A 9,409-nucleotide genomic window follows, 5' to 3' on the forward strand; every position below is an offset into this window, starting at 1 on the left:
CTTTCTGACAAAAAATTGATATTGGTGGTGTTAAGGTGAGCTAGCATTCGACTTTTTCAACGTTAAGCCATCACAATGAACGTCTTATTCTCTAATAAATCCAAAGGTTTATTGCTCCTTGCTCTCAGCCTGTATTCCTTGTTGCCATTTTCTCTATTTGGCTCCGACTTTAATTTCGCTAGTGACGTTGATAGCTTGGTCGGCGCGTTGATCTCTTACGTGACTTATTCTGCGGGCAGTCAGGGATTCATCATCACACTGTTAGTGCTCGGTTTCATGCTGCTTAGCCTGCGTTTACCCGCTGCTAAGTTAGTGAGTGTTGGTGTTCAAGTCTTGATTCTGCTTGGTTTAAGCTTTGCTGCTAAGACTTACCTTAAACACGTCACAGAGAGCCCAAGGCCATATGCGGTTTACTTGGCAGAACAACAAGTGGTTGAGTTGCCGGAAGCCTTTTACGAGTTACCCTTACTCGCCAAAAACGACGCTATTGTTCAGGTGTCTAGTCAGGTCAGCGATTGGCGAACCCTTCACTGGCTGGGCGAGACAGATTACTCATTCCCATCGGGGCATATGATTTTTGTCGGTATTTGTGTCGCGTTCTTTGGTGGCCTGTTTTGGCAGGCACGCAAGTTTGTATGGGTAGGGGCGTTGTTAGTCTGGGCTGGTGCGGTGGCATATAGCCGAGTTTGGTTGGGAATGCATCGTCCCATCGATTTAGCCGCGTCGGTAGCATTTGCGGCATTGTTGTATGCCATAGTGCCTGTGATACCGACCTATAAGATAGAGCCTTATCTACCCAGCTGGTTTAAGTCACTTAGGGCATTTGGTTAGCTGAAAGCGGTGAGAGTTCAGTGATGACGTCAGCTGTGATTCATCACTGATTCAATCCCAGTTCAGCCTGCTTTTTCTTCGTTAATCCAAGAGAAACGATCTTATGAGATTGGACGAGGTAGTACTTAAGCTCCTCAACGTCGAGCTGAGTATCGGTACATTGAATCCATTTCATCCCGCGGGAGGCAAAGTAGGGCGCAGGTCGATAACCTGGAGCGTCTTTTAAGAAGTCATAATTTTGGTTGGAAGCTTTAAAAATACAAGCAGGCTCATCATCAGGGCCCCATCCACCAATCGCAAATACCTTTCCACCCACTTTCCACACATGAGAGTTGTTCCACTGCATCACATACGTGGTCGCGGGCAACGCCTTGCAGAATTCATTAAATTGTTCGTAATCCATTGAGTCATCCCTTCCTAAGTACCGCTTTTATTATTGTCAGCGACGCTTTGCCGTTCGACAAGTTAACCCGCTAACCCTTGCCATATTGCTGTGACACCACTAATTGAGCACAGCAAAAGTGCCCCGATACGAATTTGTTCTTTAGGCAGAGTTTGCGTGGTCATCAATGCCAGTTTATAGCCAAGCCAAGCCGCAGGAAGCAGTGGCAAGGTAATAACTAAATGATGCAAGGTAAAGAAGCCAATCGGGATCTGCACAATCAATGAAATGATAGAGCTGAACACAAAAAATGCTGACAAGTTACCACGCAGTTGGTTGGCATCTTGATGTTGCAGTAGTAGCGCCATTGGCGGACCACCAATGCCTGAACTGGTGCCAAAGAATCCAGAGAAAAAGCCTGCGATACCCATTTTGGTCGGTGTCGGTTCCAATCGGAAAGGCAGCAAGCTCACTATCACCGCAAACACCACCAATAAACCCAGCCACAATGACAACACGCTGGTGGATACCATCACCAGCAGCGCCCCACCTGCCAATGAGCCCGGGATACGACCCAGTAGTGCAACCTTTAGACCGCCAATTGAGATATTACTGCGGTGCTTCATGGCATTGAAGATAGAGATAAACAGACCGACTAAACAGATCGGGGCAGGGACGTAATCCGGTGAAACCAGAAACAGCAATGGAGCAGCAACAATGGCTAAGCCAAAACCAATCGCGGTTTGAACAAAAGAGCCAGCAAAAATGAGCGCCATTGCGATAATGACGGTCTGATCGAACAGTTCCATGTGGTATCAATCTGTGAATTGGGAGAGAAGACAAATACTATAAATTAAAATGGCGTTGTCTGTCCCATATGTCGGCAAAATTTCTGTAAAAAGAGTAGCTTGTCGAGACGAATAGAAAAACGGCTACTCATACAGAGCAGCCGTTTGTTTTCATTAAGCCATTGCCATCTTAAGACGCTCAATTGGCTTATCATTAATTGGTAAATGGATAAGTGCAGCAGCAAAAGCCAGCACGACTGTCGACCACCAAATTGGTTCGTAAGATCCGTAGTAATCGTAAATTCGACCTCCGACCCAAGCCCCTAAGAAGCTACCTACTTGGTGAGTAAAGAACACCAAGCCATACAGAGTAGATAGGTAACGCGCACCGAAGATCTGACGAACTAAGCCTGATGTCAGTGGTACTGTGCCTAACCAGCAAAAGCCAATCGCCGCACCGAAAATAGCCGCTGTCGATTCGGTTACTGGTAGCGTTACAAATGCGCCAATCACTGCTGTTCTAACCAAGTACAGTGCAGACATCACATGACGTTTGCTGAACTTGTCGCCCATCACACCCCAAAAGTAGGAGCCGAAGATATTGAAGATACCAACATAAGCCAATGCCATTGCGGCACTGCTCGCTGGTAGGTTCTTGTCAGCCAAGTAACTTGGTAAGTGAGTGGCAATAAACATTACGTGGAACCCACACACAAAGAAGCCAGCATGGATAAGCCAGTACCCTTTATGTGCAAAGGCTTCAGACAACGCTTGTTTTAGAGTTTGTGAGTCCTCTGCGCTGGCTGTTCGTGCTTCATCAGTACTCTTTGGTTTAGGCGTACGCATAAACAGTGCAAACGAAATCATTAAGCAGCACAGTAGTGCGAACACTTGCATCGCAGACTGCCAATCAAATTCATTGAGCATGTATTGTGCGCCCGGGATCACAGCGAACATACCAAACGAGCCCGCCGCCGTGGTTAAACCAAAGGCTTTTGCTGCGTGTTCCGCTGGGACGACTTTTGCAACTGCGCCAAGTACGATTACGTAACTTGTGGCACTCAAACCTAAACCGATTAACGCGCCAAGTGAAACATACAGCATGCTCGATTCGGTAGAGATGGAAGTAAGAAGTAGACCCAATCCATAAGCGCATGCGCCCGCAATGATGATGCGTCTAGCACCCCATTTGTCTGCCGCTATACCAACAAACGGCTGAAACACACCGAAGAGCAAGTTCTGTAATGCAATAGCAAAGCTGAAAAACTCACGGCCGGTGCCGAAGTGTTCGGAAATTGGCATCATGAAAATGCCGAATGATTGTCTGATCCCTAGACTGATGATCAAAGTGCCGATCCCAAGCCATACCAGTAAAGGAAAACGGAAAATACTCATTCTAATACTCTTAAATTAATGATGATGTGAGTGATGTGCAGACATGTCATGTTCACCCATGTCGTGATGATGTTCGTGCCCAGAATGGTCATGTGCAGACTGTTGGTGGCATCCACTACTTACGGCATGTTGCGCCAAAAGATCGATCAGTGGTTGGCTATGGTGAACCACCACTAAACTGATGACCAAAAACAGAGTCATTCTGGTTAATTGGGCAAAAAGAGATTGTGAAAACATAAGGGTTTTACATACGCTCAATGTGGTAAGAAGTCGCGCATCTTAATGAGAGTGTTGGTATGAGACAAATGACCATTTGTGATGCAGTCTATGCGTTTCATGCATAGATTGAAGAACAAACAACGCGTGGTGTGCGCCTTGGGAGTTAGCTTTATAAACTTGTTATAATAACCCGAACATAAAGTATTGTAATAAAAGACTATTTATATGCTTGTAAACAAAAGCATACGATTTGAGCTACATTGATCACACTCTGTAAACTCGACATATTCCTTAAAAATCGTGACCCTAGTGCCGAAATCGCTTCAGGATGAGCGAGAAAAGTTTCGGAATTTAAGGGAGAGTCATCCAAATGGACAAAGATCATAACCTCAGAGAGAACCTACTTGCATTAACCCTAGGCAGTGCATTGGTGTCACTCGGTGTTATCTTTTTCAATCAAGTAGGGTTGCTGACTGGTGGTACTGCAGGGTTAGCTATCTTCATTACCAAAATCACAGAGCTTAGCTTCGGCCAAGTGTTCTTTGCACTTAATCTACCTTTCTATATTCTGTCGGTTACCCGTATGGGTTGGCGCTTTACCATCAATACCTTTATTGCGGTTTCTATCGTGTCGTTTGCAGTTGACCACCTTTACCACGTAATTCAGATTGCAGAGATCAATAAGGTTTATGCGGCAATGTTAGGCGGTGGTTTGATTGGTACGGGTATGTTGGTGATCTTTAGACACAAGATGAGCCTAGGCGGCTTCAACATTCTTGCTCTGTACCTACAAGAACGCTTCGGTATTCGTGCGGGTAAGGTACAAATGGGGTTAGATTGTACGATCGTAATTTTGTCGCTGTTTATTGTTGATGTTTCATTGATTCTGCTTTCGATCGTCGGGGCAGTGGTGACTAACCTAATCTTAGCGATGAATCATAAGCCGGGTCGCTATCAACCAGTCGCACCTCAAGCGGTGAACAGTAACTAGGTTTGCAAAAAGACATAGCAGCAACCAATAGTAGAAAAGCCAGCGTCAAAGCTGGCTTTTTCGTCTTTGCGACTGTGATTAACAGCTACCACAACTACTGTCGGGCTTTCGGTCACAATCGATCACGCTGCCGTGTTTATCAAGAGATAAATGACAGCACTCCTCAAACAGTTTCTTCAGCTCTTCACGACTTTTCTGAACTTGCGATTTAATGGTCGAATAACTTTTGTTTTGGCTCAGCGCCAACGCTTTTTGGCTTTGCCCTTTAATATCGACCGCAAGCAGAAGTGATGCGTTTTTCTCTGGTAGAGCTTGAATGAAGGGTTCAATACATTGTGCCAGTTGTTGCTTAAATTCAGTGTTCTGATCAAGCTCGGCAAACCAAAGCTCTTCCGCGTCTATATTACTATCACGGAGGTCACGAGCACGTTTACGGTAGAAGTCGATGATCGTACGGTTCGCCAACTGAAACAGCCATGCCTTGATGCTATCTGCATCCTGCACAGTATCGAGGTTTTGATACGTTTTGAGCAGAATCTCTTGCAGTAGGTCATCGACATCGTCGGGATGATTAACCTTAGAGTGTAGGAAAGCCTTGAGAGCCTGTTGGTATTGAGACCAAATCTGCTCAAGGTTCAGGCTCGAAGCACTAGCATTGGTCATTGACACAACACTCATCTTTTAGGAAGTCGATCACGCCATCTAGGCATTCATACTCAGCAACGCAAAACAGAGTGCGACCTTCTCGCCTTTGGCTAATAAGACCTGCAGATGCAAGGCTAGAGATATGATGAGAAAGAGTAGAGCCCGGAATTCCCAACTCTTCTTGCAAGCCTCCAACGGCAATACCTTGATACCCAGCTTTCACAACCGTCTTGTAAATCGACAGGCGAATAGGGTGGCCCAACTCTTTTAACGCTTTGGCTACAGTTTCTAAGTTCATAGCGGCTCCTCAAAATTTAATTCGATAATAGTCGAAATGTGGTGTCATTTCAATTCTCATCGTTTGATCATCTCTAAGTTATTGATCTTTAGTGTTGAATGAATATATTTCGATTTTTTTCGAAATATTACTTGATCATTAAATTTATATTTCTATAATTCGAGAATATTCGAAATGATGCAGTTTAGAGAATTCAGAAAACTTTGAACTGTCTGTGCTCAATCTGGAGTTAATTATGAACAACGAAATACTCACCATGGCGAAAGAAGCCTTAGACATGTTTGCTTTCTTAGCAACCGAACTGATCATCCTTTTCTTAGCGATTAGCTACATTGTTGGCGTGCTGCAGGAATTTCTGACACCAGAAAAGATTCAGTCGATTCTAAGCTCACGTAAGGGTAAAGGTTATATTGTCGCGGCACTGCTTGGTGCAATCACACCATTCTGTTCTTGCTCGACCATTCCTTTTCTCAAAGGTTTGCTAAGAGCGCGAGCGGGTTTTGGTCCTATGATGGTGTTCCTATTCGGTAGCCCACTGCTTAATCCAGTGATCATTGGCCTGTTTGTTGTGACTTTCGGTTGGAAAGTGGCGATGTTCTACTTTGTAATCGCGATGACAGTCTCTGTTGTAGCGGGTTACGTTCTTGAAAAACTGGGCTTTGAACGCTATGTAAAACCAGAGGCGTATGAATCAGCGGGTGCAACAAGTTGTGGTACAAGCTGTGGCGACTCAGCACCGAAAGCTCAGAATAAAGAGTCATCTTGTGCAACATCTTCATGTGGAGAGCCTGCACCGGTAATGGCAAAAGAAACATCATGCTGTGGTACGAAAGAAGAACCAAAAGTGGAAGTCTCTTGTTGTTCAACAAGTGGTGCAGCGACAGCTGAAGTTGTCGAGAAGAAAGAACCAAGCCGTTGGATGCGTATTTGGCTATCGACTTGGAAAGACTTTAAACAAGTGTTCCCTTACCTAATGATGGGTATTGCCATTGGTTCATTCATCTACGGCTTTATCCCAACAGACTTGATTGCTGAGTATGCAGGTGAAGGCAAGTGGTACGCGATTCCTATCGCAGCGGTTATTGGTATCCCACTATACATCCGTGCGGAAGCCGTAATTCCTTTGAGTGCAGCTCTCGTACAGAAAGGTATGGCACTTGGTTCAGTAATGGCGTTGATTATTGGTAGTGCGGGTGCAAGTTTGACCGAAGTGATTTTGCTTAAATCTATCTTCAAGAATCAAATGATTGCCGCGTTCCTATTCGTAATCCTAAGCATGGCGATTGGTGCAGGTTACCTATACACATTTATGTTTGGTTAATCTTGCTGGGTTAAGTTGAAACAACCCGAATCTAGATAGCAAAAGAGCTCACTCAGTTGAGCTCTTTTCTATTTTTAAGCCTTGTAATTTTCTGCAGCCAAATAAAAGGAAATAAGGTGCTTTGTGGAAGCATTACGATAAGGCGATGGAACCAATAATGAAGTGCACATTTTATGTACAAATCGCTTTGTTCGGTTCTTGCGTTTTGGGTGCTAGGGAACTGGCGTCAAGAAATATCAATCTGACTGTAACAATACTCAACCTTATTTTGTCTAGTATCAAACAGCAGGCCTATTTTGCTCTATCACTAAGAGCTAATGCCTACACTTTATATAACAGCACGTACTCTTGAAGCAGGCTGAACGGAACTTCGGATTAATAAGCCTATGGCTTCGATGTTTGGTGCTGAATCATTCGGGATTAGGTTAATAGGAGGACGTATGTTCGCGATACACAGGGAGTATGAGTTACAGAATCAACAACATTTTCATGCGCACGTTCAGGTAAAGCCAACAGGAAATCTAGAATTTGATATTTTAGAGTCTCATGAACACCACGATACTGACTTTAGTCATTTGTCGTTTGAGTCTGAGCAAGGACACATAAAAGTGGTTGGGCGAGACGAATCTGGGCAACATAAGGACTGGTCGCTTTTACTGGCGGAGGACGATGCAAAAGAGCTCAATCATTTGGTCGTGCTGGTGTCAGAGCAGTATGAAACACTTATGCGAGATTTGATGTGAGAGCTCGAACCTAGATTAAATGGAACGAGCACATGACCAGCGACAACAAAATCAAAAGTCCGGTAACTTTGAGTGATTCAAGTTACCGGGCTTTACTATATAGCGCGCAATTCCAAGACTAGAATCCGCGGATGTCTAGCTCGTTATTGATTAACACTACGCATTGTGAAGCAAACAGCATGTTAGGCCCTAGGCTGATTTTCTCAGTCCCTAAGCGTTTTAGGCTGTTATAGCTTTTCTTTGGCATTGGAATGTGATCGGTCAGCAAGAAACATGGATTGTCAGCAATCTCAGCATCACGAATAAAGTCACCTTTCTTATCCATCATGTAAAGCTGGTGGTCTTCAGAAAGCTCCTTAACCAACTTCTCGAAACTGATAGTTCGAACGGTAATGCCAGGTTCAACTTGTCTTGTCTCTTCTTTACCCATGCCTTGCGATGCATCGACAGCACGTACAACAGCGGCTAAAAGTGCACTCTCATGGAAACCACCAATATTGGTGATCGCGTTTGAATCAACAGTAATGGTACGAGAAAAGTCCTTGGTACTCTCTAATACAAGATGAACAGTCACGTCTTCGCGGTGAGATTGGGCTACGAAGATGGTGTTCATTAACGTGTGTGCCAAAATCTCGGTATGAGCTTCTTGACCGACGCCTTCTAAAATGAGTTTGCTTTCGGTTGGTGCCGCACGAGCACGTAGTACGAATGAACGCATGAAATGTACCTTAATAGTTATACGGAGCTGCAGGAGGTTAGAGCCCGTATCAATGATTACTAACTTATCGCGGTATGTAACTCCTTTCTCTTATTGAAGTCAAATAACCTGTCGTGTTTTAAGCGCCTTTCTTCTTTTTATACGTAGTAAATAGATGGTTAACACATTTAAACATCTCAGCGGTTGAGAACAGCTAAAGAGATATAGAGAATAACCGTCATCTGATATCAAGGAGTTATCAATGAGATTGCAAAAAATCGACAAAGAACAATATCGAAGAAAGATGAATGTCTTGCTGATTGGTTTAGTGGCTTCACTAGCGATAAGTGCGATTGGTTTTGGTTCACTGCTTATTGAGTTGTTTGGTTCAACAGATAACTTAGCGGGTGAATCGACAGGAAATTTTCACCTTAACTTACTCGGTGTTGTGCTTGCCATTGCATTGAATGCGTTTATCGCGTCAAAGATAAAGACTCACCCTTATCTCAATGAAGCGGTTTATGTATGGAACCTTAAACAAATCCATAATCAGATCTATCGAAAGTTAAAGAAGATAAAGGCAGCATCGGAATCGGGGAATCGAAATGCACTAACGACTCTTTTCTTCTATTACACGACGCAGAAACAGGTATACGACCTAGATAACAACACACTAACGATTAGTTCTGTTCAAAATGCATTAGAAAATATAGAGAACGAGGCTAGGAATTGGGGTATTGAACTGTCTTTGAATGACTTTACCAAAGAAATGATTGCTGAATTTTGACTTTAAACGACCATTTTGCTTGCTGAATAGACGATTTAAGCCTGTTTTGAATTAAAAGTAGCCATCTAAGCACTTTTTTCGATTTTTTATTAAAAAAGGGGTTGCCAAGTTTTAGATGATCTCTATAATGCCGCCTCACTGACACGGCAGACGCCACAAGGCTTCAGCAGTAATCAGTAAGACGAAAATTCGAAAGAAATTAATTTTCAAAAAGTGTTTGACACTGAAGATTAAATCGCTAGAATGCACGTCCGCTTTGAGAGGTTTCTTTGTAAAAAGAAAGTTTCGATAAGCAAAAGCTCTTTAACAATT

The 9,409-nt window shown here is 43.7% G+C and carries 12 protein-coding genes; 5 read left to right on the forward strand and 7 right to left on the reverse strand.

The genetic code is table 11. The features are described 5' to 3' along the window. Positions 1 to 75 precede the first annotated feature (75 nt). Positions 76 to 831, forward strand: coding sequence for a phosphatase PAP2 family protein (locus tag KI655_RS16555; protein WP_285407209.1), 756 nt, complete (start codon positions 76 to 78; stop codon positions 829 to 831). Between the two features lie 43 nt (positions 832 to 874). Here the strand turns inward: KI655_RS16555 and KI655_RS16560 are convergent, their stop codons facing one another. The 4 genes from KI655_RS16560 to KI655_RS16575 all read right to left on the reverse strand — a co-directional run bounded on the left by KI655_RS16560 (position 875) and on the right by KI655_RS16575 (position 3,633). Then, positions 875 to 1,234 carry an MmcQ/YjbR family DNA-binding protein gene (locus KI655_RS16560; protein WP_285407210.1) on the reverse strand — a complete coding sequence of 120 codons (360 nt, stop codon included), beginning with the start codon at positions 1,232 to 1,234 and terminating at the stop codon, positions 875 to 877. Between the two features lie 62 nt (positions 1,235 to 1,296). Then, complete coding sequence (locus KI655_RS16565; protein ID WP_285407211.1) at positions 1,297 to 2,022, reverse strand: sulfite exporter TauE/SafE family protein; 726 nt, start codon at positions 2,020 to 2,022, stop codon at positions 1,297 to 1,299. A gap of 153 nt (positions 2,023 to 2,175) precedes the next feature. Continuing rightward, complete coding sequence (locus KI655_RS16570) at positions 2,176 to 3,396, reverse strand: MFS transporter (protein WP_285407213.1); 1,221 nt, start codon at positions 3,394 to 3,396, stop codon at positions 2,176 to 2,178. Between the two features lie 15 nt (positions 3,397 to 3,411). Next, entirely contained in the window at positions 3,412 to 3,633 is a 222-nt protein-coding gene (locus KI655_RS16575; RefSeq protein WP_285407215.1) for a hypothetical protein, read from the reverse strand. 352 nt (positions 3,634 to 3,985) lie between these two features. Between KI655_RS16575 and KI655_RS16580 the strand changes: the two genes are divergently transcribed. Then, the gene (locus KI655_RS16580) at positions 3,986 to 4,606 is read left to right on the forward strand and encodes a YitT family protein (RefSeq protein WP_285407216.1); all 621 of its coding nucleotides are present in this window, start codon (positions 3,986 to 3,988) and stop codon (positions 4,604 to 4,606) included. A gap of 78 nt (positions 4,607 to 4,684) precedes the next feature. On the opposite strand, the gene sigZ is transcribed toward KI655_RS16580, so the two are convergent. Continuing rightward, the gene (sigZ, locus tag KI655_RS16585) at positions 4,685 to 5,269 is read right to left on the reverse strand and encodes an RNA polymerase sigma factor SigZ (protein ID WP_285407217.1); all 585 of its coding nucleotides are present in this window, start codon (positions 5,267 to 5,269) and stop codon (positions 4,685 to 4,687) included. Beyond that, positions 5,256 to 5,549, reverse strand: coding sequence for a helix-turn-helix transcriptional regulator (locus tag KI655_RS16590; protein WP_285407219.1), 294 nt, complete (start codon positions 5,547 to 5,549; stop codon positions 5,256 to 5,258). Before KI655_RS16590 ends, sigZ begins: the two co-directional genes overlap by 14 nt. Before the next feature lie 235 nt (positions 5,550 to 5,784). Here KI655_RS16590 and KI655_RS16595 point away from each other — a divergent pair, with 235 nt between their 5' ends. After that, on the forward strand, positions 5,785 to 6,870 hold the full coding sequence (locus tag KI655_RS16595) for a permease (RefSeq protein WP_285407221.1): 1,086 nt from the start codon (positions 5,785 to 5,787) through the stop codon (positions 6,868 to 6,870). 440 nt (positions 6,871 to 7,310) lie between these two features. After that, the gene (locus tag KI655_RS16600) at positions 7,311 to 7,613 is read left to right on the forward strand and encodes a hypothetical protein (protein WP_285407222.1); all 303 of its coding nucleotides are present in this window, start codon (positions 7,311 to 7,313) and stop codon (positions 7,611 to 7,613) included. Positions 7,614 to 7,731: 118 nt separating this feature from the next. Here the strand turns inward: KI655_RS16600 and trmY are convergent, their stop codons facing one another. After that, positions 7,732 to 8,331, reverse strand: coding sequence for a tRNA (pseudouridine(54)-N(1))-methyltransferase TrmY (gene trmY, locus KI655_RS16605; protein WP_285407224.1), 600 nt, complete (start codon positions 8,329 to 8,331; stop codon positions 7,732 to 7,734). A 241-nt stretch (positions 8,332 to 8,572) separates the two neighbouring features. Here trmY and KI655_RS16610 point away from each other — a divergent pair, with 241 nt between their 5' ends. After that, positions 8,573 to 9,097, forward strand: coding sequence for a DUF3087 family protein (locus KI655_RS16610; protein WP_285407226.1), 525 nt, complete (start codon positions 8,573 to 8,575; stop codon positions 9,095 to 9,097). Positions 9,098 to 9,409 lie beyond the last annotated feature (312 nt).

The sequence above is a fragment of the Vibrio sp. D404a genome (assembly GCF_030248535.1).
Taxonomy (GTDB): Bacteria; Pseudomonadota; Gammaproteobacteria; order Enterobacterales; family Vibrionaceae; genus Vibrio.

Excerpts from the sequence above, each read along its gene's own strand:
- KI655_RS16555 (WP_285407209.1), top strand. The coding sequence starts at position 76 with ATGAACGTCTTATTCTCTAATAAATCCAAAGGTTTATTGCTCCTTGCT.
- KI655_RS16560 (WP_285407210.1), bottom strand. The coding sequence starts at position 1,234 with ATGGATTACGAACAATTTAATGAATTCTGCAAGGCGTTGCCCGCGACC.
- KI655_RS16565 (WP_285407211.1), bottom strand. The coding sequence starts at position 2,022 with ATGGAACTGTTCGATCAGACCGTCATTATCGCAATGGCGCTCATTTTT.
- KI655_RS16570 (WP_285407213.1), bottom strand. The coding sequence starts at position 3,396 with ATGAGTATTTTCCGTTTTCCTTTACTGGTATGGCTTGGGATCGGCACT.
- KI655_RS16575 (WP_285407215.1), bottom strand. The coding sequence starts at position 3,633 with ATGTTTTCACAATCTCTTTTTGCCCAATTAACCAGAATGACTCTGTTT.
- KI655_RS16580 (WP_285407216.1), top strand. The coding sequence starts at position 3,986 with ATGGACAAAGATCATAACCTCAGAGAGAACCTACTTGCATTAACCCTA.
- sigZ (WP_285407217.1), bottom strand. The coding sequence starts at position 5,269 with ATGACCAATGCTAGTGCTTCGAGCCTGAACCTTGAGCAGATTTGGTCT.
- KI655_RS16590 (WP_285407219.1), bottom strand. The coding sequence starts at position 5,549 with ATGAACTTAGAAACTGTAGCCAAAGCGTTAAAAGAGTTGGGCCACCCT.
- KI655_RS16595 (WP_285407221.1), top strand. The coding sequence starts at position 5,785 with ATGAACAACGAAATACTCACCATGGCGAAAGAAGCCTTAGACATGTTT.
- KI655_RS16600 (WP_285407222.1), top strand. The coding sequence starts at position 7,311 with ATGTTCGCGATACACAGGGAGTATGAGTTACAGAATCAACAACATTTT.
- trmY (WP_285407224.1), bottom strand. The coding sequence starts at position 8,331 with ATGCGTTCATTCGTACTACGTGCTCGTGCGGCACCAACCGAAAGCAAA.
- KI655_RS16610 (WP_285407226.1), top strand. The coding sequence starts at position 8,573 with ATGAGATTGCAAAAAATCGACAAAGAACAATATCGAAGAAAGATGAAT.